The 22,330-nt window shown below is 41.6% G+C and carries 26 protein-coding genes; 23 read left to right on the top strand and 3 right to left on the bottom strand.

Features of this window, described 5'->3' with window-relative positions; all coding sequences use genetic code 11:
- Together L5M49_RS23445 and traN are read left to right on the top strand one after the other, a co-directional pair.
- Window positions 1-228 (top strand): transposase (locus L5M49_RS23445; protein WP_411569114.1); only part of this gene is annotated, 228 nt, incomplete at its 5' end.
- Window positions 229-390: 162 nt separating this feature from the next.
- Window positions 391-2,160 (top strand): conjugal transfer protein TraN, encoded by a 1,770-nt coding sequence (gene traN, locus L5M49_RS23440; RefSeq protein WP_263266910.1) that lies wholly within the window; start codon window positions 391-393, stop codon window positions 2,158-2,160.
- A 45-nt stretch (window positions 2,161-2,205) separates the two neighbouring features.
- Here the strand turns inward: traN and L5M49_RS23435 are convergent, their stop codons facing one another.
- Entirely contained in the window at window positions 2,206-3,066 is an 861-nt protein-coding gene (locus tag L5M49_RS23435; protein ID WP_263202731.1) for a hypothetical protein, read from the bottom strand.
- A 244-nt stretch (window positions 3,067-3,310) separates the two neighbouring features.
- Here L5M49_RS23435 and L5M49_RS23430 point away from each other — a divergent pair, with 244 nt between their 5' ends.
- The 9 genes from L5M49_RS23430 (at window position 3,311) to L5M49_RS23390 (ending at window position 15,048) form a co-directional block, all read left to right on the top strand.
- Window positions 3,311-5,176 (top strand): ATP-dependent helicase, encoded by a 1,866-nt coding sequence (locus L5M49_RS23430; RefSeq protein WP_263266909.1) that lies wholly within the window; start codon window positions 3,311-3,313, stop codon window positions 5,174-5,176.
- A 1,285-nt stretch (window positions 5,177-6,461) separates the two neighbouring features.
- Window positions 6,462-7,157: a hypothetical protein gene (locus L5M49_RS23425; RefSeq protein WP_263202735.1), complete on the top strand. Its 696-nt coding sequence runs from the start codon at window positions 6,462-6,464 to the stop codon at window positions 7,155-7,157.
- Window positions 7,158-7,226: 69 nt separating this feature from the next.
- Window positions 7,227-7,604, top strand: coding sequence for a hypothetical protein (locus L5M49_RS23420; protein WP_263202737.1), 378 nt, complete (start codon window positions 7,227-7,229; stop codon window positions 7,602-7,604).
- 530 nt (window positions 7,605-8,134) lie between these two features.
- Entirely contained in the window at window positions 8,135-8,770 is a 636-nt protein-coding gene (locus L5M49_RS23415; protein WP_263266908.1) for a hypothetical protein, read from the top strand.
- A gap of 138 nt (window positions 8,771-8,908) precedes the next feature.
- Complete coding sequence (locus tag L5M49_RS23410) at window positions 8,909-9,886, top strand: AAA family ATPase (RefSeq protein WP_263266907.1); 978 nt, start codon at window positions 8,909-8,911, stop codon at window positions 9,884-9,886.
- A gap of 32 nt (window positions 9,887-9,918) precedes the next feature.
- Complete coding sequence (locus tag L5M49_RS23405) at window positions 9,919-10,452, top strand: hypothetical protein (protein WP_263266906.1); 534 nt, start codon at window positions 9,919-9,921, stop codon at window positions 10,450-10,452.
- Window positions 10,453-10,529: 77 nt separating this feature from the next.
- Window positions 10,530-11,645 (top strand): DUF3150 domain-containing protein, encoded by a 1,116-nt coding sequence (locus L5M49_RS23400; RefSeq protein WP_263202740.1) that lies wholly within the window; start codon window positions 10,530-10,532, stop codon window positions 11,643-11,645.
- A gap of 6 nt (window positions 11,646-11,651) precedes the next feature.
- On the top strand, window positions 11,652-13,625 hold the full coding sequence (locus L5M49_RS23395) for a VWA domain-containing protein (RefSeq protein WP_263266905.1): 1,974 nt from the start codon (window positions 11,652-11,654) through the stop codon (window positions 13,623-13,625).
- A 319-nt stretch (window positions 13,626-13,944) separates the two neighbouring features.
- Window positions 13,945-15,048 carry a toprim domain-containing protein gene (locus L5M49_RS23390; RefSeq protein WP_263202743.1) on the top strand — a complete coding sequence of 368 codons (1,104 nt, stop codon included), beginning with the start codon at window positions 13,945-13,947 and terminating at the stop codon, window positions 15,046-15,048.
- 31 nt (window positions 15,049-15,079) lie between these two features.
- Here L5M49_RS23390 and L5M49_RS23385 read toward each other — a convergent pair whose 3' ends face one another.
- On the bottom strand, window positions 15,080-15,397 hold the full coding sequence (locus L5M49_RS23385) for a hypothetical protein (RefSeq protein ID WP_263185262.1): 318 nt from the start codon (window positions 15,395-15,397) through the stop codon (window positions 15,080-15,082).
- 320 nt (window positions 15,398-15,717) lie between these two features.
- Between L5M49_RS23385 and L5M49_RS23380 the strand changes: the two genes are divergently transcribed.
- From L5M49_RS23380 to L5M49_RS23330, 12 genes are all read left to right on the top strand, one after another.
- Complete coding sequence (locus tag L5M49_RS23380; protein ID WP_263202745.1) at window positions 15,718-16,245, top strand: hypothetical protein; 528 nt, start codon at window positions 15,718-15,720, stop codon at window positions 16,243-16,245.
- Between the two features lie 194 nt (window positions 16,246-16,439).
- Window positions 16,440-16,856, top strand: coding sequence for a hypothetical protein (locus tag L5M49_RS23375; RefSeq protein ID WP_263266904.1), 417 nt, complete (start codon window positions 16,440-16,442; stop codon window positions 16,854-16,856).
- Between the two features lie 23 nt (window positions 16,857-16,879).
- The gene (locus L5M49_RS25360; protein WP_411569120.1) at window positions 16,880-17,131 is read left to right on the top strand and encodes a 2Fe-2S iron-sulfur cluster-binding protein; all 252 of its coding nucleotides are present in this window, start codon (window positions 16,880-16,882) and stop codon (window positions 17,129-17,131) included.
- 10 nt (window positions 17,132-17,141) lie between these two features.
- Complete coding sequence (locus L5M49_RS23370) at window positions 17,142-17,534, top strand: hypothetical protein (RefSeq protein ID WP_263185259.1); 393 nt, start codon at window positions 17,142-17,144, stop codon at window positions 17,532-17,534.
- 2 nt (window positions 17,535-17,536) lie between these two features.
- Complete coding sequence (locus tag L5M49_RS23365) at window positions 17,537-17,752, top strand: hypothetical protein (RefSeq protein ID WP_263185258.1); 216 nt, start codon at window positions 17,537-17,539, stop codon at window positions 17,750-17,752.
- Between the two features lie 79 nt (window positions 17,753-17,831).
- Window positions 17,832-18,197, top strand: a complete 366-nt coding sequence (locus L5M49_RS23360; protein WP_263202747.1) for a hypothetical protein — start codon at window positions 17,832-17,834, stop codon at window positions 18,195-18,197.
- 65 nt (window positions 18,198-18,262) lie between these two features.
- Entirely contained in the window at window positions 18,263-18,499 is a 237-nt protein-coding gene (locus tag L5M49_RS23355) for a hypothetical protein (protein ID WP_263202748.1), read from the top strand.
- A gap of 70 nt (window positions 18,500-18,569) precedes the next feature.
- Window positions 18,570-19,112 carry a hypothetical protein gene (locus L5M49_RS23350; RefSeq protein ID WP_263185255.1) on the top strand — a complete coding sequence of 181 codons (543 nt, stop codon included), beginning with the start codon at window positions 18,570-18,572 and terminating at the stop codon, window positions 19,110-19,112.
- A gap of 73 nt (window positions 19,113-19,185) precedes the next feature.
- On the top strand, window positions 19,186-19,707 hold the full coding sequence (locus L5M49_RS23345) for a hypothetical protein (protein WP_263185254.1): 522 nt from the start codon (window positions 19,186-19,188) through the stop codon (window positions 19,705-19,707).
- An 11-nt stretch (window positions 19,708-19,718) separates the two neighbouring features.
- Window positions 19,719-20,609 carry a DNA adenine modification methylase gene (locus L5M49_RS23340; RefSeq protein ID WP_263266903.1) on the top strand — a complete coding sequence of 297 codons (891 nt, stop codon included), beginning with the start codon at window positions 19,719-19,721 and terminating at the stop codon, window positions 20,607-20,609.
- 106 nt (window positions 20,610-20,715) lie between these two features.
- Complete coding sequence (locus tag L5M49_RS23335) at window positions 20,716-20,979, top strand: Bor family protein (protein WP_263185252.1); 264 nt, start codon at window positions 20,716-20,718, stop codon at window positions 20,977-20,979.
- A 60-nt stretch (window positions 20,980-21,039) separates the two neighbouring features.
- Window positions 21,040-21,267: a hypothetical protein gene (locus tag L5M49_RS23330; RefSeq protein WP_263202749.1), complete on the top strand. Its 228-nt coding sequence runs from the start codon at window positions 21,040-21,042 to the stop codon at window positions 21,265-21,267.
- A 352-nt stretch (window positions 21,268-21,619) separates the two neighbouring features.
- On the opposite strand, the gene L5M49_RS23325 is transcribed toward L5M49_RS23330, so the two are convergent.
- The gene (locus L5M49_RS23325; RefSeq protein ID WP_263266902.1) at window positions 21,620-22,069 is read right to left on the bottom strand and encodes a mobile mystery protein B; all 450 of its coding nucleotides are present in this window, start codon (window positions 22,067-22,069) and stop codon (window positions 21,620-21,622) included.
- Window positions 22,070-22,330: the final 261 nt, after the last annotated feature.

Below are 22,330 nucleotides of genomic sequence, written 5' to 3'. Positions count from 1 at the left end.
AATAAACTACATTGGGTGCTTGATGTCAGCATGGACGAAGACGATAACCAAATCTTCCGCGGTCATGCCGCCGCCAACATGGCAGCCATGCGGCATCTTGGGCTCAATATGCTTCGCGCAGAGACCAGTAAAGCGATGAGCGTGCCACGTAAACAGCGCCGAGCCCATATAAATGAAGACTATCTTGAGCTGGTTTTACTGGCTGGATTAAGCATGAATGAAAAATGAGCACTCACGCTCTTGCCCTGGATAAAGGATAACCTTCAATTTGAATTGTCTAATTGCCGTTCATTAGGTTCAATTCCACTTGGGTCTGTTTGGGAATGTAAGGCTACTTTGAGGCAAAATGAATCATGCAGCAGTAAAGTTTGTCCCATAGTACCAGCTTGTATGGCTTATAAGCCTACAGTTGAAGTTAACCCATTTTGTACATTTGATAAATGGGAAGTGATAGAGCAAAGCACAAAAAGCTACCCTCAAAGTGTCATTTCAAAGTTATCTAGAATGTTTGACGGTGACCCGAATCCTGAGCACATATACGATGAGAATAGCGATGGTACTGGTGGTTATCATGTCGGCACATGGAAAATTAATGCTAAAGGATATAGTTGTGACCCACTTAAAGGTAACCAATATTGTGCTGCAATACTAAACCCTGAAACGAATGAATTTGAAGAAAAATGTTTTACTTATGAAGAGTTAAAGGCAACTGAAGGTAGTTGTGAAATCTATAAGAACAACGCTCGATGTGAAAAAACGGGCACGAGTTGTGCTGAAGGTTGGAAAGATACTAAAACGGGCCTCTGTTATATGTTTAGTGATGATTATCGCTGTGATGTATCAGAGCCAATACAGACATCTAAAACGACAACGACCAATGTGTGCGCCTCTATGTTGCCTTGCATGGGAAATGACTGTGCCTATGGTAAAGAAGAAAAGAGCGACGACTTTGAGAAAGCTGTGCTCATGGCTTCAATCGCCCAATCTGTAGAAGATGACGCTGCTTGCGCTACTACTGATCCGTCTACGTGTGAAATCTTTCCCGGAGAATCGGAATATTGTTCGTGGGAGGTCAGTGGCATGGGCAACAATTGTTGCGAAGCGCCGTCGGGAATCAACTATCTTGAAATGGCCGCAATGGGCTACAAGATGATGCAGACTGAAACCTTCAAAAATGTATCATCGACACTTTCTGGCGGGGTTACCGATCAAATTGGGGGCTTATACACTGATTTTACTTCAATGTTAGTAGATGGCTGGAATTCAGGAGCTACTGCGGTCGTGGATTTTGCAAGTTCCATGATGGGCGATCCAGAGTTTATGCAAGGGGCCGTTGATGCAATCACAGTCGGCGGGGAAACTGCAGCAGATGGAATCGTAAGTAGTTTGATGCATCAAATGCAGCAGCAATTATATAACTTCCTTAATGACCTTTTACCTGATGCTTTAGCAGATATGTTGTTTGAAGAGGCTACCGCTGAAATGGTTGACCAAGGGGTTGCTCAAGCTGGTGACGTAGTTCTTTCTGAGGCAGCTAATACCTTTTTAAGTATTCTAAGCTTTGTCGGTTTAATTTATACCATCTATAACGTGGTAAAAATATTAGCGAACCTGCTAACTCAATGCGATAAAAATGAACAAGATATGGGGGTGAAACTGGCCCAAAAGCAATGTTTTGCTGTAGGGGGAAAGTATTGTGCAGAGAAGGTTTTAGGTGTCTGTTATTTGAGAAGGCAAGATTGGTGCTGTTACTCTTCAATGTTGTCGCGAATAATTGCAGACCAAGGTTCAAAGCAACTTGGTAAAGATATGGCGAGTTGCCCAGGCTTCACTATTGAAGAATTTGGACGAATTGATTTTGACAGACTGGATTTGTCTGAATGGTTATCCACAATGTATCAAGCAGACATATTATCAACTTCAGGCTACGACATTGAGCGCTTAACGGGTGATGGCAGAATGTATGGAAATTTATCTTGTGACGATGGCGATCCTAATTGCATTGAAATGAATAGAAAAAACGCAGACGAGAGAGCATTAGAGCAATTTGAAGGGGATGCAGATGGCGCCGCAAATCAGCTTAGAGATACATTTGATCCAAGCCAAATCGATTGTTCTGTCTATCCTCGACCAATGATATGTGAACTAGAAGGAAATTAAAGATATGGAGCTCAGGAGGTATTAACCTCCTGAGCTGTGCCGCGGTTACTGTGCTGAACCGTAATGTTTTCTAATCCAAGGATCAATGTCCATTAGTTGTTCTATTGATAAGGTTGTTGTTTCGGAAGATTTGGAGGGCTTGATAAAAGGATAGATTGTTTGGGAATTTGAAACGAACGGAAATTTTGTGCGATTTCTAATAACAGGAGAAAAAACATAATATTTTCCGTCTAAATCTAAAGATAAGCCTCTTCCTAAATAAAATTTTTCGTAACCAATGACAGCAAATAGGCCTGATTCTCCTTGCGGATTGACGGTGGCATATCTAAGAAGCTTTGGAATATCATGGTGAATGAAATTACACGTTGTGTCGGGGCTTTGATTCATTAACTCTCTATTTATTTTACAATTTTCACCATTAAAAGTTAGCTTGACGGAGCCATTTTCCACAGTCTTCATTTTAAAAACCAAATTACGTTTTGTTTGCGCCTCAGAAATTAATTCTTGCTCAATTTTATCGAATACTGCCTGTACATCACCTCGTTCGGTGACGGGGTAATAAACAACACCATAATACGTATGAAGAGGTTCATTTCCTTGATTGGTACCCAACATACTTAAAAATGCACCACCTAAGCCACCGCCATTCCCGAAACCAATGATCGCATCTGTTGCATAAGAACCTGCACCTGGGGTCGTGTCTGCGTCCTTCGGTCTATTTGCATCAGTTAAACCGTTATGGAATCCCAGTGAGCCATCGATGACGTTCATCGCAAAACTTTTGGCAGGGTCATAAACAAAGTCTTTATCGCTTTGTGGCTTGTAGGGGTCAGTTGAAGCGCAGCCCATAAGCAGTGCCGTCGCTAAAAGCGAAATGTATAAACGTTTTTTATTGAATAGGCTCATTTGTAATTCCTTGTTTTAATTTACTAATGCTAGAGTATCATCGTTTTTAATTACGGCAACATCGAAATATTAGGCTATTGAGACGTCTCCAAACGGAAGTAGTAGAACAACATTGGAGACAGTTTACGGCATACCGTGGCTACTAGATTTTGATTCAGGGCAGTAATTCGTCGCTGAATCAAGGTAGCGTCATTATTTCAGATGGTACTATCTCGATTCAGAAACTGGATTTGAGGATTTTTCGGTGGGTTTAAGTGACGAGCAAGCACGAGCTGTAAAAAGTAGCGATCAACACAATTTGATTGTTGCGCTGCCTGGCGCGGGAAAAACTTTTACCATGATTTCCTTTATTGAAAGTTTGGTGCAAATACCAGAGAACAAAATCTTAGCTTTAACATTCACTAAAGCGGCGGCTGAGGAAATGAAATCCCGGATAGGGAAAAAAGTGATGGGATTACAGCGTAAACAGGTACACATATCGACATTTCACTCCCTCATCTTAAAGCAGACGCAACGACATCCCTATTTTTCAGGGAGAAAGTTGATTAATGGCAATACTGCAGATCGGGTGACAGCACATATTGCAGAGTCGTATAGGGTTGCACTCGATATTTCTGAAGAGGTTAATATAGTAGAAACTGTCACACATAGTAAAACGGGGAAAGAGTTCCGCGAGCCCAAAATTAAGATTACAGCAGTGCCTTTTCGGGTAGTCAGTAAATGGTTGTTAAGTGAATACATCGCCACGCCACACCATGAGGAAGTCGAGGTGGATTACAGCTATGTTTTTCCGCGAGGCATAGATGATTTTTACCAATACTACCTAGAGCAGTTGGCCAAGTTAAAATATTGGCCAATGGATGTCATGTGCGTTGAGATCACTCGTGCGTTGATGATGGGGGACATAGAGCCAATCAGCTGTACTCACCTGATTGTTGATGAGTATCAGGATACCGACAAAGTGCAGTATGAGTGGATTAAATGTCATGGGATAGCTGGCACAAAGCTCACCGTAGTTGGGGATGATGATCAAGCTATTTTCAGCTTCAGAGGTTCATTGGGCGTTGACGGGATGAGATTGCTGCAAGCAGACTTCGACGTTAATTATCATACGTTAAGCATTTGTTTTCGATGTGGTAATGAGATTTTAAGTGCGGCGGGGAATTTAGTTAGTTTCAACAAAGAACGTATTGAGAAAAATATGTTGTCAGGAGCCAAAGAGGATGGAGACGTGTATCTGCACGCATTTGTGGAGGCAGATGAGGAAATGATTCATTTAGGTGAAGGTTTGTTGGAGAACATAGGCAGATCTAGGGCTGTGTTGGCGAGAACAAACAAAGAGCTCGATGTGATAGAGAGTTACTTAACGTCGAACGATATCGAATGTAACCGTATGAATGGTTCGTCAATTTGGGAAAGTGATAATTTAAGGATTTATTTACATTTCATGGGGACAATTCTACAAGTAAACAGTGCTGAACATCTAACGCCCATACTGGTTTTATTGAATGAATCACAGGATAACATTCTAGAGATTACCAGCACTTTACAGGGGCTTGGTTTTGGTCATTGTGATGTAGATACAGCAAAGTGGCTTGAGATGACAATAAAGTTGTATCACTTATGCCAAGAGAGTTGGCACTTAGCGTCCACTACAGATACGGATAAAATGAGAGAACTGGTTGAGCATGTAAGTAATCAGTTTGGCGGGATTATGTCAAAAAGCGTGAAGGACTTTAGTTCGCTTTTCAGTGATATTTTAATAAGTATGAATGGCAATTCGCTTGCTAACCGCGTTGAAGCAATAGAAGAAATGTGTCGCCGGCGCAAGAAAAAAACAATGAGCAATGATGAAGTCGTATTAACGTCATTCCATGGCTCCAAAGGGCTTGAGTGGGATTGTGTTTGGCTGGTGGGGTTAGATGCAGATAACATTCCCCACAGAATGCCGAATGTTAAAATTAATGACGTTAACGTTGAAGAAGAGAGAAGATTGCTTTACGTAGCCATGACGCGTGCTAAAACCAGACTGAATCTATCTTGGGCGGGTAGCCCATGTAAATTTTTAACTGAAAGTTTTTCTGAAGAAGATTTGATGATGAACGTCTAATTTTTTAAAATGGTTATTGAAATTGCAAAAAACTTGATGTACTTTTTACCTGTAGTTTGCCTTTCGCTCACTACCATCAGAGATGATGACAATAGGGGTTCGCCCCCACATACAACCGCTAGCTGTGAGTTTAGCAACAATAAGGGTTAACGCCCTAGCGTAAACAGATGTGTTTACAAACCGCTATAAAGCCGACGATGTTCGGTTATTCAACCCAGTACACAACCTAATGACATCTCAATATCGCAATGTAAGATAGCGATATAGACAGGTGCTTTTAGCATGTGTATTTTTCAAGTTTCCTCAATCGTTTATCCCTATTTTTTTATTTCTGCCTCAAGGTAGTTATTTAAATTTTATATAAGCGCATGTCAGCTAAACATGGGAAAAATTAGCGATTAAATATCTTTCGAGGTATTTGATGACAAACGTGCGAGTTTTCCTCGAAATCAGACCACGTTTAACTCAATCTAACCCCAATTAAACAACCCCCCAAGGGACACATCATCCCTTGTGGATCATTGTGTTCTCTTGGTTTTATCGTCCCGGAGGACACACTATGGAAATCGCAATCATCGCTACTTTAATCATTCCAGCATTAATCATTAATCGCGTTATCGTTCAACCAATCCTTTGGTTTGCTGCGCGTTAACAATTTTGATGTTCTTGAGGCTAAATAACACCAAGGATTACCCGTTTGGGTAACCCTTTTTGTTGGCCTCTTCAAATATTCCTATTTGCGGTAGGGGCATTTGATGAGGTCAACAAACTAAAATATTAGGGTGGTTATTATGGAAATTATTATCGTGGTTTTAATGGCGATCCCAGCGTTGATTATCAACAAAGTTCTAGTTCGTCCATTGTTATGGATTATGGCTGGACGCTAATCACTATGAATAAAAAATGTTCGCGAAGATTAAATTCTTCGGCGGTAAAACCGCGAGTGGTGGGAAACCACCACTCAAACATTACAAATCCAAGTCGATTCGAGAGTCGATTTCGGTTTGTGAAGTTCCTCAATCGTTTATCCCTACTCATCTAATCTTTAAGCCTCTTTTGGCTTTGGAATATTTGATTATATAAGCGCATGTCAGCTCACCATGGGAAACCTGAGCGGCTATTTTCAGCAATGAGGATAGTGACCGGCATTAAGCAATATCAAAGCGATATTGATGATGTGAGAGCCATTTGGCTAACAACCTACCCATTGGGAGACACTTTTCCCTTTGGGAATATTTGTCTTTCCATTTTGGGTTTAACTACTTATTTGGAAGGACACATTATTATGAACAACTCTAATCAAGCAACTCGTCAAAACTCAATCGTTTTTACTGGCAATGTTTCTCAAGTTAAACCGTTGCAAAATGGTGGCGCTGCGATCTCGTTGGCATATAACGAAGGTTCAATGATTAATGGACAGTGGGAAACTAAGGACACGTTGTTCTTGGAATCCTACCTGCCTGCAAAACTGAATTTTATCCCGAATGTTGGCGATAAAATGACGATTTCAGGGTTTATGGCATCGAACAATTACCAACCGCAAGGTGGTAAGAAAAAGTTTGGAGTAAGAGTTGTTGTGAATGAAATTATTGAGTATTCCCCTAAACAGGCTTCTCAGCAACAACATGCACCACAACAGCAATATGCTCCACAGCAACATGCACCACAGCAAGGTAGTTACCAAAATCGACCTGCACCGCAGAATGCTCCACAGCAACATGCACCACAGCAAGGTAGTTACCAAAATCGACCTGCACCGCAGAATGCTCCACAGCAACATGCACCGCAGCAAGGTGGTTACCAAAATCGACCTGCACCGCAGAATGCTCCACAGCAACATGCACCGCAGCAAGGTGGTTACCAAAATAGACCTGCACCGCAGAATGCTCCACAGCAATATGCACCGCAGCAAGGTGGTTACCAAAATCGACCTGCTCAACAGCAAGGCGGCTTCCAAAATGGAGGTGGCTTTGGTCATTAATTAACTTCAACCCTAGTGGGAAATCTTTCCCACTAGGGCATGGTTTCGCCATTTTAATCAGGAGAAATCATGAAAAATTTGAAAAAAAAATACACTAACAGTCTCAATACTCTAGGTATTGGCCTGTTCTTCCTTGGTACTAACAATCTTGCTAGTTCTACTGTTGTCACGGTAGGTTACTGTTCGATGGTTGTACTTGGATTGTCGCTAATGTTTAGTCATTTTGCATTAACGCTTATTGATGGTTGGAAGTTAGGGGGTATCCATAACGCGATTTCTTCAATTTTGGTAACATATTTACTAGATATTGGAGTGGCGTTGCTCGGTGTTTACCAAGGCTTTTCTCCAATGGTAAGTGCAATAATGCTGGTGTTAGCGGGAAACCTTATTGTTTTGCATTTTGGTTTGATTTGGTTACTGAATAAGTATAACGGTGGGTCGCCTTGAACACTGTTAATTGCTCGAAATTGAATCAAGTGCTAAAATTTAAGGTAAGGACATCCTTATGAGTAACTACATAGTGTCACCTGAAACGTTTATTTTGTATTCATTAGCTGGTTTTTCTGTTGCGACTTTAATGCTCGTAGCAGTAGGTTGTTTCGCCATCAGGCAAGATAAAAACAAACAACCTAATAAATAACACAGTTATAAACAACTTACCCTTGAGGGACACTCCCTCAAGGGCTTGTGTTCCTCTAAATTTGGAGAGAAACACATGAACAATCGAAAAACTTTATCTTCTCAGGCCGCTTACTTGCGTAGACGCAAGCAGAAGATATTAAAAAAACTTAAACAAATTCACGATACCAAACGATCAGACGCAAAGTTTGCTAAAACTTCGCGCCTATTGTCGCGTACTGACTCTGAAATGAGCCAGCTCATGAATTCAGTTAACTAATCTAAATATTTACCACACCCATGCGGGAAACACCCCCGCTATGGGACTGGTGTTTTCTCGCGATCCTGGAGGATACACCATGCGCCAATCAAATTCTCAAAATGGACAGCCTTTTTGGTCTGATCCACAAACCATTCACCACCAATTAGACAGCGACATTGTAGCCTCGATGGTTAGAGGTAACGAGAAATGCAGTTTGATGATGATGATGGACCCACACTTTGAACCCAATAAAAATCTTTATCACATCAAATGGACTAAAGATGAAATCAACACTCTTTTAGAAGGGATGTTGGTGCGGTCTTTAGAAGTTTTACGCAATGCGGAGCCATCTAACGTCCTCTTTAAAGAAGAAGTTTTATGGCAATCTACACCGCAATTTGCAGAGATTTGTCGTTTGATGCACCTAGACCCATCCGTAATTCGGTATGAGATCAGGCAGATAATGTTCCGGTACGGCAAGCAAGTAGAATTTGACTTACTTGCTGAGTTTACTCACTGGGTAGATTTTTTTGCTGTGGAATTCAAAGAGAAAATTGGTGTAAAAGTGGTAGAACAAAATTTGTTCAAAATTTTACTTCAACATTGTGATGGCCAATATGAACTCACTACTCTGCTAAAGCAGATTGGTGAACTCATGGACGATTTGTATCTCGCAGGCTACAGCCGTAACGAGATGGTTAGTCTTTTCGCTGTCTCAATTAATAAAGCTTAACCAACCCCCAATGGGCGCACTTATTTCCCATTGGGGATAAGTGCGCCTCTTTACTTAGTCCTGGAGGACGCACTTATGTCAGTAACACAATTAAACACAACATCAAACAGCGTAGTCGATTACTCAGAAATGGAGCAGGTGGCAGCACAAGCGATTTTCCCTGAGTTATTCGAGCAAGGCAGCACAGCAATGTTAAAACGCCGCAAGCACCGTCACCCTGATTGTATTTCATCGAATTCGATGTATGTACCTGATGCAGAAACGGCAAAACTTGCTTTAGTTTGGCTTATGGCACCGAAGCAGATGCTAAGTCTAGGTCTGCAAGGACACACTGGGACGGGTAAAACCGAGCTAGCGTTGTACTTAGCAGACAAGCTAAATCTCCCTATCTATATCGTAAAAATTCATGCTCGCATGAATCCACAAGATCTGGAGGGGAGCTATGTGCTTGATGTGGAAAATGGCCAAACGGTCACACGTAAAGAATACGGCCCAGCAGCCAAGGCTTACCTAAATGGTGGGATTTTGTTGTTGGACGAGTTTGATAAGGCTAGTGGTGAGCTCACGTCAGCAATGCATTTGCTTGTTGAAGGAAAACCATGGCCACTGGAAATGTTCAAAGAAACGATACAAAAACATGATCAATGCTTCTGTATTGGCACAGCAAACACCTATGGGGCTGGTCACGACGAGCGTTACATTACGTCAAACCAGATGGATAGTGCATTTTTGAGTCGCTTTATGTGGCTTGAAACGCACTATCCAAACATAGTTCAAGAGTCAATAATCCTTGAAAAGTTTGCGCCGCGGTTACCGCTTCATCTTCGCAATGATGCTATCAAGCTAGCAAACGCATTTCGCGATGCTGCGCTTGGAGTTAATCGTGATGGTAATGTGGATGATCCGATTCAGTGTATATTTTCAACTCGTGTGCTGGTCGCTTGGGTTTACTATATCCAAGCTTTTGGGGCGTTTCGCACTTTAAAACAATCTCTTGATTCAGTGTTTTTAAAGTCGGTTCCTGCCGATGACGCTGACATTGCTAATGAGATTGTGAACAAAATATTTGGCGATGACATCAATAAACCACTGAAAGAAATTCTTGCAAAAAAGTAATAATACCTGCGGCAAGTATCGACTTGGACACTTTGCCTTCTGGCTTAGTGTTTGAGGCGTTTAATGAAAACTCTGAGAATTGGGGCGACGGATCACGTTGGTTCGCTCGCTCTAAAGACGATGGGTTTGTTGTTGTAGGTATCGTGCGAGAAGGCAAGCCCATAGTGGTATCTATTCGTGATGGTAACAGCCATACACCGGCTGGGATCATTAAGAGTTATAGACACTTAGTAAGCGAAATTATAGATGGCAACATTGAATTGAAATTTGCTAACTATAGAACCACATTGCTGACAGTGGAACATACAAATTTAAACTTCACATTGTTTCAACAGCTCTGCGGAAAGAAATGGGCGATAAGCTCATATACTGGCAGTGCAAACGACAAAGTGGTTGTCATGTTCAAAAATGAACAAACGCTAGACCAATGGGCGCTGTATGAAACTGACATTGATTTATCAGTACCAGCAGGCGTCGCTAAACGAGATAAGTTAATCAAGTCCAAGTTAAGTAAAGGCTATGTAGCCGATACACTTTGGGCTTATAGCTCTCTCATCAAACTTTAAAATTACCCAACCCATAAGGGATACACTCTATCCCATATGGGTAGATGTATCCCTTTTTTGTCCTAGGAGGACACATCATGGATACATCAACATCAACAAATCAAGCATTAAACACCACAACTGAAATCTGTTCGCGTCTGACGCAACTGGAAGATGGTGTGTGTGTAGTTAACGTCATTACACTTGCCGCTTGCGGTGAGAAAGCACTTCCGAAGGTGAAAGTGGAGCTCGATGGAAAACTAGAGGATTCGGACTCTATTAAAGGGGCGAAAATCCGGTGGTTTCCAAAAGAGCCGCTTAACTTTGTAAGCAAAGCGAAACAGGCAATCAGTCGTACTTTAAATGCTTACGGTGTTCGTTGGGGTGACATGACAATCGTGCCTTTGGCTCGTTTGGGTGAGCTCCAATGTGAGATCGCGGCAATCGAAGCTGATTGGAAGTTGTCGCTCGATGACATGCTTGATAATTACGATAGCCTTGTAAGTGATTGGCAAATGTCTAACTTGGATGTTGCAGATATTATGCGACGTTACACGTTAGACAGAAATGAGTTTGGCGGTCGATTCAAAATGAAGATGTTGCCCCCGGTAGCATTTAATCCATTGATTGCTGACGGTGACACTGAATCAGCTGAAGAACTTGCCGAGGACATACTAGACAATCTTTATGAAGAAGTCTCAAAGATGGCTAGCGATATTTATGATCGCTCATTCTTTGTTGCTGACGCATCAGGTCGAAAAGTTGCTCGAACCAAAGCTAACAGACGGATCAAAGATTCGTTTCAACGCTTAATTTCTAAGTTGCAAGGCTTATCATTTCTCGATAGCAATATCGAAAAAGTGGTAGCGCAAACGAATGAAGTTCTGGATTCCATGCCGAAAGCTGGCTGGATTGAAGGTGCTAATTTGGCAAACTTGGCGCGTTGGACGTTGGTTATGTCAAATCCGGACATGCTGAAGAATCATGCTTCTAATGAGTTTCTGTTAGAAGAGGAGCCTGAAGTAATCGTGGATGATTTTGGCGTATTAGGGGAGACAGTTTCAACCAGTTTAGATGAAGATCTAACAGTGTTTGAATCCGAACCTGAAAAAAATCCAGATCCATTGTCTGCTGAAATTTCAGTAGATAATTCATTTGGAGTAGCAAATCTAGATCAAGAGCAAGATGATTTTAGCTTTGGTCTTGGATTTTAAACCCCAATGGGAGTACATCTGTCCCATTGGGGGATCGGTGTGCTCCTTTCAAGTCTCTTGGAGGACACACCGATGGCTACACAAACTAAAGCAAAACTACTGAGGAAATACAATAATATCAGTAGAGTGCTTACAACCAATAACGATCTAACTATCCAGTTTTCCGGGAATCAAGCTTATTATGTTCCAGGTCTGATTAATTTGCCTGCGGGTGATTTTAGTGATGATGATTTTATCACTATGTCTCTGGGGTTTTGCGATCACGAGCTTGGTCATGAAAACTACACCGACTTAAACTGGTATGAGCTTGCGTCCCAAAGATCACAGTATCTTCAAAGTCTACTTAACGCCCTTGATGATGTTCATCAAGAAAAGCGTTTAATGGCAGACTTTCGCGGCACCAAAACCACATTGCGTAAGCTTGTAGAGCTTTGCAAAGTAAAAGGTTTGTTTCCACCGATACCTGAAGATGCACCAGTACCTAGTCTATTACACGCATGGGTATTGATGAAGGGACGTTGTTACTTAGAACAACCCGTAACCGACTTGTTTAATCAAGCCGATTCTGCTGTGTTGGCTAAGTTTGGAGAGCAATTTTATAGAGATCTTCATTCACTCTTAGACGGCTCAATATTAGATGGCTTAACAAGCACTGAACAGTGTTTTAAAGCCGCCGAATCAATATATGAGTTATTGATTGAATGGGTGAAAGATCAAAACGTTGAACCAGAAGATGACTCAAGCGACTCTGACGATGCCAACGGCTCAGATGATAGCGAAGGTGACTCAAGCGACTCTGACGATGTCAACGGCTCAGATGATAGCGAAGGTGGCTCAAGCGACTCTGACGATGCCCACGGCTCAGATAGTAGCGAAGGAGACTCAAGCGATTCAGATGATGCCAAGGGCTCAGATGATAGCGAAGATGACACAAGCGACTCTGACGATGCCAACGGCTCAGATGATAGCGAAGATGACTCAAGCGACTCTGACGATGCCCACGGCTCAGATAGTAGCGAAGGTGACTCAAGCGATTCAGATGATGCTAACGGCAATGGCAAAGTTACTCAACAAACTCCCAATGGTACTCAAGAATTTGTATTAACTGAGAAAGTCTTGGACATGCTTCAAGAAATTGAAGATTTTGACGATGATTTTCATGAGAAGTTAGCCGCAGCTATTGAGGACATGGTCAAAGATAATCTAGATGATGGAGGTTTTTTTGCGTTACCTATCAGCAAAAGAAACCATCAAGTTAGCCTATTGAACAGGCGTTACATTAGTGAAAACTGTCGAGGATTAATCGCGAAGCTTAAAAATCCATTAAAACGGATTTTTCACGACCAAAACTACGTCAACAATTCATACAAAAACAGAGGTAAAAGCATAAGTTCATCTCGTCTAGCGAGTGTGGGCGTAGGCAATTCCAAAGTTTTTGATAGTGAAACCATTCATCGTTCACCGAATGCGGCCATTGCTTTAATGGTCGACAAGTCAGGCTCGATGCGAGAAGCCGACATGATCATGGCCAACAGCGTTGCTTACTCGCTAAGCACAGCTTTAGATGGTATTCACGGTGTTGAATCCATGGTTGGGTATTATCCAGTGAGCGATGACTCGAGTGGTCAATATAAGGTTGCAGTAGTAAAACCATTTGGAGAGAAAAAAAGCCAAGCAGCATTCAATATGAATTCTGATGGGGGAACACCGACCGCAGAAGCGATCACAACCGCAGTATCGTACTTAGTGATGAGATCGGAACCAAGAAAGTTACTGTTCGTGATTACCGATGGAGATCCAAACAGTGAGTCTCAGACCGAGCAAGCGATTGCAGATGCATTGGCGTTAGGTGTAAAAGTCTTTGGAATTGGCATCAACGCCCGCGTTACTGGATTTTCAGAATCAGATTTTCAGGTGATTCATTCAACTGACGAACTGGTTAATGCGTTAACCAAAGGACTAAAACACGCTTTTAATTAGCGTAAAACAGATTTATCAACCCAAGGGGGTCTACTTTTCCCCTTGGGGATTAGTGTGCTCCCACAAAAATGCCTTGGAGGGCACACTATGGAAAAGCTAATCACAGAAAAAAGAGCGAGTGGGTGTATTGCTGTTTACGAAGTTCGTAACGGCAAAAAGATACTTATAGGGGCCTCATGGATAATGAGCCCTCTTCTAAAACGGTAACAACAACAAGCACGTCTTAATGGCGTGCTTGTCCATTTGCTTGCGGAAACCACCAAAGTTTCTTCTTGCGAGGGAGTTTTGGGGTTTCCGTAGGCAAAATTAGGAGAATATTATGTATCAACCTACTCAATCTAAAATCAAAAAAGTAAAAGTACTTGTTCAACAACATGGTGGCTGGCGCAATATATTCGAACGTTTCAGTGGTTTAAAATTCGCTATTGATCGATATCCTGCGCAAGTGCCATGCCCACAATCAGGAAATGGAAACACCGTGTTTCGTCTGGTTAAAGGTTGGGAAGAAACAGGACAAGCATTTCACAATCAAGTTGGAAAACTAACTGACGGATTGAATGTTATTGCATTTTATCTTAACTGCTCTATTCGAGAAGCTGCAGATGAAGTATTGCAAATCACGGGAGATGACTACCGTGGCATCAGTTCCAAAGAAGTATCAGTTCAACTTAACCGAGAAAAAGCACAGCGTTCTGAATACTGTAGTAAAGTGGAAAAAGATAAACGATTAATGGCGTTGCAGAAAGTATACCTCGAGGCTATACCTGCTCATCGTTCAGAAATCGCAATGAATTATTTCTACAGTCGGGGGTTAACTTTGACTACTGAAGAGGTTCATCGTTTTTCTCACTCATTGGGTTTCCATCCGGGACTTGATTATTACTGTACAGAAAATAAAGCGTTTATCGGCAAATTTCCTGCCTTACTTGGAATCTTTAAAAGTAAGAACGGCAGTAATTTAACGATCCATCGTATCTATTTGAAACCCGACGGCAGCGGTAAAGCTGAAGTCAGCAATCCTAAAAAGTTATTGAGCCCTCCCGATTACATGGGTGGTGGTGCATTTCGTTTAGGGGAGCCGATGCCGCTTACGGGTGGAGGCAAATACATTGGTGTAACCGAGGGGATTGAAACAGCGCTCGCGCTCTACAATGCCAACCGATTGCCATGCTGGTCGTTATATAGTGACACCGTACTTGCACTATTTGAACCGGATTCTGACATCACACATGTCGGTATTTGGGCAGATAGAGAGCCAAGTGGTGCAGGACTGTCTTCGGCAGAAAAGTTGAAGGCGAAATTGAAGGACCGAGGGATTAAATGCCAGATTTATTATCCTGAGTTTCTTAACACAGAAAAAGAAGATTGGTTGGATGTGTTTAACGCAGATCCTACGCTAATCCCAGGCTATATAGCCAGTTGATTATCTCTGTTACCTAGTCCCTTTGTAGGGGCTAGGTAACTGGGTTATCCATCACAAAACGCATTAATTCAGTGCCTTTTGCGATGGATAACCTTACTAAAATTTTTATTGTGGAGAAAATAATCATGGCAAATTCAGAATTCGTGCAGGGCATATTTGACACCGACTCATGCATATTGACGATCAGTTCTAAATTAACGCGCTCATTTAAAGTTGGGAATGACATTTCACAACTTGATAGCGATACCAGAATTGAACGATTGACAACGTGGGCCAGAAAAAAATTACTCATAAGCGATAAAGGAATAATAGCTGAAATTTGAAACTGTGGAGAGGCGGCGACTCGCAAGATAGCCGCCTCATAAACCCAAGTCGATTCGAGAGTCGATTTTGGTTTGTGAAGTTCCTCAATCGTTTATCCCTACTCATCTAATCTTTAAGCCTCTTTTGGCTTTGGATCATTTGATTATATAAGCGCATGTAAGCTCACCATGGGAAACCAGAGCGGCTATTTTCAGCAATGACTATAGTGACCGGCATTAATCGATATCAAAGCGATATGGATGATGTGAGAGCCATTCGGCTAACTAACCCACCCATCGGGAGACATTCTTTCCCTTTGGGAATTATTGTCTTTTCGGTGGATTAATAACTACTGGAGGACACATTATGAACAATTCTACTTATTTAGGATTTGAAACTTTTGATAAAGCACAATACAACCATTTCATTATCGACAATGTTGTAGACCATGATGGATATAGAAGCCAAGAAAAATGTCCGAATTGTGGTCAAAATTCATCCAGACGTGATTTTGAGGCTTGTCATAGTGGAAGTGTCAATCAACATTATACTTTAGATTGTGAACACTGTGGATTTCATAGTTGTGATCGAGATGTGTGTCATAAATGTGAATACCCATTTGAGGATGACAAAGTATATAACGAAGTATTCATGTACCAGCATGATTTAGAAACCTTGGTATCCATCGCTTTGGATAATCTTAATGTCGAAGATAACAAAGTATTTGATGACATCAAAACAATGATTTATCGAGAAGACAATGAAATCGATTATTCTCGGTTTTATTTTACGGATAGATTCACTTATCGGTTCAATTTCATGAGTTATCTATTAATAGAGATTATGGATAGAAGATTCGACATTTGGCTCGACCATTTAGATGACACCTTTTAAACCATAAATACAACCTACCCATTGGGAGATATTCTTTCCCTTTGGGAATTATGTCTTCCAAATATATACCTGGAGGACAAAATATTCTAAACCAATACCGTTAATGCTGCCTTAGCAGCGTAACAATAAATTCAACCCTTGGGGGATCACTGCCCTAGGGCTGGTGGTTCCCTGTCAAACATGGATCCACAATTATGACAACACTAGAAGTTACAACAGAAAATCTTGAATATGAGTTCAACGATAAGACTCAGCAGTCACTCTATAATCAAAAGCTTGCACTGCAATTTGATGATTGGCGATTGAACATTGTTTATTCAGGATATTTAAGCTGGGGAGCACAGTGGCATTCAGATTACGATGACTCATCGTACCTCGATGCTAGCTTCAAGGTTAAAAGTATTACTCACGCTGACAATAATGTTTGCACAGAGGGTTTTAGCTTCGGTAGTAAACTGTGCAGTTTTTTGGAAAAATGTGTTAACGCAAAAGAGGATACAAACCATACCAATGATGGTCGCTTGACATTTTTATTCGATTTTTCAATGGAAATTGACAATATAGTCAGAGAACTAGAGTCGGTAGTAACTCAGGCAGGCGTAACAGCTTGAACTGTAAACTAACCCAAAACTGGGTGCATAATGAGAATTATCTTGTTGCGCCACTAAGCGAATCGGCATTAAAAATCGAAGAAAACATTGAACTAAGAAACCTCCCCAACAAATTAAAATTTGATTGCAAAAGTTGTTTCTGTGGTCAATGTAAATCGAAACTAATCAGCGGCAAAGTCAGTCTCATTCAATCTCCGATAGCAATGTTGGATGAAGATGAAATTCTGCCTTGTTGCTGTAAATCAATCACCTCGATTGTCATACAACAACTTTAAGGAAGCTATTATGCAAAACATTGTGATAGATAACCTCCTTATGATGGAGTTGATCAAGGCGTTAGGAAATATTCTGACGGCTGCGGTGCCATCAACTGTGGCGTATTACATCGGTAGAAAGGTGATAAATGAACGTAAATTACAGAGCAAGCTGGACACCGCTTTAGGTGATATAGCCTTCTTATTAATGGTAGAGAATTTTCATTGTCGAGAGCATCTTCTGACCCAAGGAAAAAGCAACAAACTAAATATACGTTATTGCGTCAAGCAAGAAACAAATTTGGTTTGGAGTGGTCGTAACACTTTGTCGAGAATAGAGAAAGCCGTCGTGCAACAGCAAGATGGCGTTATCGTCAAAATGGACAAGCCTGTACGACCGGCCAGAATGAAATCGAGGTACTAAACATGGAAATACTACTAAAGATAGAATTGCAGGACTTAGTAAAGCAGTTCCGCGAGTATGAAGCTGACTGTAATAAACGTTCGGATGCCGATGAGGGAGCGAGAGCCTTTCAATTCTGTGCAATAGCACTGGAAGAGACGCTTAGGCGCCACGGAGTCCATATTGGTCAAACAATTGAGTGTGGATCTGTGCAAGCAGCTCGCATCTCTTTTGATTAACTAAAAGAAAACTAACCCCACTAGGGCATATCACCCTAATGGGTCGGTGTGTCCTTCAAATAAATCGGAGAGACACACTATGAAAGAACTTATCAAATTATTGCCACTACATCTCAAGTCATTAGATGCTCAATTAATGGCGCATACCGGCGATGGGTTTGGGTATCGCAGCTTTCATAATGAAGGCGACGAGTCCTTACTTACGCCAGCCGGCATTTTGGTCCACAAAAAGTCGCAATTGCGCTTTGAAGTCCCCCTTCCATCATTCACTGTTGAACAGTTTGAAAAAATACCGTTTACGGGCGTATGGAAGACAGAAAGGGATGATCTCGAATGTTGGGCAGATATCAGGCATGAGTATGTGGGTAAGAGAACCCTTCTTTCTCATGAGAATGGAAAGACGGTCTTACTGATAGAAGATAAGCACTTTAAAATTCACAACTAACCCCGTAGGGCATATCACCCTATAGGGTCGGTGTGTCCTTTTAGTTCTACTTGGAGAGACACACTATGAAATTATGGCAATCCATTGCAATGTCAGTTGTTTTTGTTGCTATAACCAACGTTCCAAAGCTATTTGAGGAACCGGATTTTAATTCAACAGATGACATTGGAAACGCAAAACGAAGCGGTTTTGCAATAAAAATAGATAACTTAACTGGATGTGAATATCTAATTGCTCCGTTTGCTGGCTTAACGCCACGAATGGATAGCGATGGGAAAACGCAACTAGGCTGCTATCACTAACCTTTACAATCCCGTAGGGCATATCACCCTATAGGGTCGGTGTGTCCTTTAATTTTTAATGGAGCGACACATGATAAAAGCACATGTTATCTATTCTAAAATCCAACAAGAATCTAAACTGCATGGTTGGCCTTTAACTCATAGAGGCGATCTTGAAAGTGATGAGATTTTGTTGAAACGGGCGGAAATTGAAACGCCAAATAGAGAGTATATTTGGATACTTAGAGATGGCGGTACTTGCCTTATTCCTCTTTACGAGGGAATAGACCCGGTACATGTCGAAAACTGGTCTGATGGGCGGTTTTATCACGCTGTAGACGACAAACTTAATAGTATCCCTAAGGCGATGGCTTTTAGTTTGATTAAAGAGCCGCCGTTTAACATTAAATCGTGTACGTCATTACCAATGCTGGTAGATAAGATGGATCGATTGTTAGGCTCGCCTTGGTCTCAAAACGAGACGTTTTCTCTTCACAATAGTAGCACCAACTTAGCTTCGTGGGAGTCGTGGAAAAGAGCGTTTAATGAAAGCGGTAATCAGCTTATGGTTGATTTTATTGCGGACGTTCAGCGTCACGCCACAACACTAAATAAGATGCGTTTGGTCGCTTAATTCTTGTAACTACCCCAATGGGCATAACTTCCCATTGGGAGGTTGTGCCTTCAATGTCTTTGGAGGACACATCATGTTATCTCAACATCAAATCAACAAACAATTGAAGTATGAACAATTTAAAGCAGAGATTGCGTTAGAGTCACTAATACCTTGTGATTTTAAGGTCGGTGACTTTGTTACGTTAACCAATATTTATAATGTGTTCATTAGAAAGCCGAAGCAAGTTATCGGGTTTGATAACGATAGCGATTTACCAGAACGTTTTATCTATACCGATGGTATTGATGATGCATATTGGTTTGCTAGCGCTCCTAGCCAATTGCACAAGGTTGAAACAACAAGTACTGGTTGTATATTGGTACGCGAATTAACGCCGCAAACTTTGTATCAGTTTGAAATAACGCTAATTGAAGAAGACCAAGATTGGACTCGACTAGCTTTTGAAAACGAACTGCATTGTGTGTGGCGGAATGATTCAACACTGGAGCTAGTGACCTATTGTGAAGGAGACATAATCTGGACCACTGCGTTAAACAAAGAGATGTACCGAGCTGAGATTTTCATAACGGTTTCATTTTTTAACGAATTATGAGGGACTAGGTTATGTTTACGAGTTCTATAGCGTCATATCCTGATCGTGGTCCTTTTGGTGACAACAAGTATCGCGGAAATTGTTCAGGTCATATCGTTGCTGATTTGATCGACAATTATCTGCCTGCTGGTGGCTTGTTCGTAGATCCTGCTGTCGGTGGCGGAACCTCGCAAGAGGTTGCTGCATCGAAAGGTGTGCGCTTCTTTGGCACCGATCTGCATAGTGGGTTTAATCTGCTAGTCGATGACTTATGTTCTACCGTTGGTGAAAAGGCTAATTTAGTCTTTTTCCATCCCCCATACGGCAGCATGATCCAGTATAGCGGTCATATGTGGGGTAACGAGCATAAACATGATATGAGCCGGTTGTCTGATGATGATTTTAGAGCTGCGCTGAAACTGGCGTTGCATAATATCTCGGACGCTACCCTCGCTGGTGGTCATTACGCAGTATTAATGGGTAATCACCGACGGAAAGGAGTCTATATCAACTGGTCTTCGATAACAGAAGCGCTAGCTCCTGATCCTTTGGTCGACGAAATAATCAAGCTTCAGCATAACGTAGTAAGCAATTCCTCCACTTATAACAATCGTGGGAGAACGCCGCTTGTACGCATCATGCACGAAAAGTTGCTTGTTTTTAAAAAGGCTAAAAACATTAACGCTGTAAGCAGCCTTGAGCTGTACGTTCAAAATATTGAGAACAGCTTAACTCAAGAATTGTTAGCAACACTTAGACGAGTGATGCAATGCAGAACATGGAGCGAGCCTGAAATATTGTCACTAATATCAAATGTTTATACTAAAACAAGTTTAAATATAGATTGGCAAGGAATAGTGCAAAATTTGTTATCGAGTCACCATTTTGTCAACCAAAACGGGCGCTATCGACTCGCTTATTAGTTTCGGCTTTCGAACTGATTAAAACGATTAATTAACCCCATAAACACCCGCAGGGACATTCTTACCCTGTTGGGGTCAGTGTGTCTCTGTAATCTGGAGAACACACATGATTATTCCAACACTTTCAGAAAATGCTCATTTGGCACTGGCGAAACTTGCTGGTGGCTCCCGAATCACTCGTGTACATACACAATGGAAACCGGGGAATTCACTAACAAACGTCGTTACCTATGGGATTAGAGACAAACAAACTGTAATGCATATTCTACGAACAGGTAGAGAGTGTGTTGCATTCGAAGTCAAACAACTTGAAAGTTATTCAATGAGCCTTGCTATAAAACAAGCTCGTGAAATTCTTGATGAAGTTTAATCCCAAAGTAAAAACTGTAGATTTTTTGAATAAACAACCAAAACAATAGGTGGATTAATAATGATCGTCACTAGACCTATTCACAACGGGGAACCAGATTTATTAGTTGGTTTTGAGTGCTTAACGCTAATTATCCAGGATTTAGATGGAAATGAAGTTGCAAAAGTATCAGCCCCCAACGGCCATTGGACTCATGATGCATTAGAATCGTTAGATATCTACGCATATAGTCCTAATGGTTGGAATGCTTATCTGGATAACCACTGGATAGGTAGTTCAGAAGTATAAACCACCAAAAACCACGGCTATGCCGTGGTTTTTTTTTGCGTATTTTGGCTTCCCTTGTCGCTAAGGGCATCGGCTAAACGCCACGGAATCGATGTCTTTTGTGTGAGTAGAATAAGTTTCATACTGAGTATTAAAGATTCATACTTAAATGGCAGCGATCAGAGTACACTGCCTTTTCTAAAACGTTTATGTCCAAAAGTTACTTAGAATTGTCGTTGTGGTGTACTCCATTTCTGGGGACAATGGGGGTTGTTTTGGTGAGCTTGCTCTCTGTACAAAGAAAAGAGGCTTACGTTCCAGCCTCTTTTAACTATCCACACTGTAATTGTATATTTAGCTCTTAACGCTTGGTTTAAGTCACATTCCCTTTCGCCTGAAGATATTGAATTAAAGGCGCATAATCGCCGGCATCAGCTTGGCGTAAGCTCGCAATGTACTCACCCCGCTCTTGGCTTTGTTTATCCAAATCTGTATTGGACCAAACTAAAGGCTTTTGTTTGAGTAGTACCATTCGTATGTAGTCCGTCATCACGCGCGAGTGACGTCCGTTGCCGTTAGGAAAAGGGTGAATTTTAACTAACCTGTGCTGTATCCGGGCCGAGAGTTCTAGGCTGTCATAGTGTTCAAACTCAATCCAGCATTTGATGTCTTCCAGTAAGTTGTGTAAATCTGGCCGGATATTCAGCGGATCTACACCAATGTTCAACTCTCGGTGACGGTAGCTGCCGGCCCATTCCCACACATCACCAAGCAAACGTTGATGCAACTCTTCCACAAACGCCATAGAAAGAATGTCATCCATGCTGGTTTTAGGGTATGCGTCTAGCGAAGTACACCTAGCATCGATGTTCTGATTGTCTAAAAATACCTGCTCAATGATAAATTTGGAGCAGGTGATGAAAACATACAGAACAACTACTCAGTGGCAGATGCTACTTCAACAACGCGGCTCGTTTAGTGGCACTAATATCGAATTTTGCCAACACCATAATGTCTCTATCACCACTTACTATAAACAGCGCGCTTTACTGGCTGAGTATCAGCCTAATTCAACCTTGCCAGT

This window comes from Shewanella sp. SM74, assembly GCF_025653725.1.
Lineage (GTDB): Bacteria > Pseudomonadota > Gammaproteobacteria > Enterobacterales > Shewanellaceae > Shewanella > Shewanella oncorhynchi.
Note: the sequence above shows the minus strand (reverse complement) of the source record. Positions and strands in the feature narration are given on the sequence as shown.

Coding starts and splice junctions, on each gene's coding strand:
- L5M49_RS23330 (WP_263202749.1), top strand. CDS start 21,040: ATGATCGTCACTAGACCTATTCACAACGGGGAACCAGATTTATTAGTT.
- L5M49_RS23400 (WP_263202740.1), top strand. CDS start 10,530: ATGGATACATCAACATCAACAAATCAAGCATTAAACACCACAACTGAA.
- L5M49_RS23345 (WP_263185254.1), top strand. CDS start 19,186: ATGTTATCTCAACATCAAATCAACAAACAATTGAAGTATGAACAATTT.
- L5M49_RS23380 (WP_263202745.1), top strand. CDS start 15,718: ATGAACAATTCTACTTATTTAGGATTTGAAACTTTTGATAAAGCACAA.
- L5M49_RS23360 (WP_263202747.1), top strand. CDS start 17,832: ATGAAAGAACTTATCAAATTATTGCCACTACATCTCAAGTCATTAGAT.
- L5M49_RS23370 (WP_263185259.1), top strand. CDS start 17,142: ATGCAAAACATTGTGATAGATAACCTCCTTATGATGGAGTTGATCAAG.
- L5M49_RS23355 (WP_263202748.1), top strand. CDS start 18,263: ATGAAATTATGGCAATCCATTGCAATGTCAGTTGTTTTTGTTGCTATA.
- L5M49_RS23335 (WP_263185252.1), top strand. CDS start 20,716: ATGATTATTCCAACACTTTCAGAAAATGCTCATTTGGCACTGGCGAAA.
- L5M49_RS23350 (WP_263185255.1), top strand. CDS start 18,570: ATGATAAAAGCACATGTTATCTATTCTAAAATCCAACAAGAATCTAAA.
- traN (WP_263266910.1), top strand. CDS start 391: ATGGCTTATAAGCCTACAGTTGAAGTTAACCCATTTTGTACATTTGAT.
- L5M49_RS23365 (WP_263185258.1), top strand. CDS start 17,537: ATGGAAATACTACTAAAGATAGAATTGCAGGACTTAGTAAAGCAGTTC.
- L5M49_RS23325 (WP_263266902.1), bottom strand. CDS start 22,069: ATGGATGACATTCTTTCTATGGCGTTTGTGGAAGAGTTGCATCAACGT.
- L5M49_RS23415 (WP_263266908.1), top strand. CDS start 8,135: ATGCGCCAATCAAATTCTCAAAATGGACAGCCTTTTTGGTCTGATCCA.
- L5M49_RS23340 (WP_263266903.1), top strand. CDS start 19,719: ATGTTTACGAGTTCTATAGCGTCATATCCTGATCGTGGTCCTTTTGGT.
- L5M49_RS23425 (WP_263202735.1), top strand. CDS start 6,462: ATGAACAACTCTAATCAAGCAACTCGTCAAAACTCAATCGTTTTTACT.
- L5M49_RS23420 (WP_263202737.1), top strand. CDS start 7,227: ATGAAAAATTTGAAAAAAAAATACACTAACAGTCTCAATACTCTAGGT.
- L5M49_RS23390 (WP_263202743.1), top strand. CDS start 13,945: ATGTATCAACCTACTCAATCTAAAATCAAAAAAGTAAAAGTACTTGTT.
- L5M49_RS23435 (WP_263202731.1), bottom strand. CDS start 3,066: ATGAGCCTATTCAATAAAAAACGTTTATACATTTCGCTTTTAGCGACG.
- L5M49_RS23375 (WP_263266904.1), top strand. CDS start 16,440: ATGACAACACTAGAAGTTACAACAGAAAATCTTGAATATGAGTTCAAC.
- L5M49_RS23395 (WP_263266905.1), top strand. CDS start 11,652: ATGGGAGTACATCTGTCCCATTGGGGGATCGGTGTGCTCCTTTCAAGT.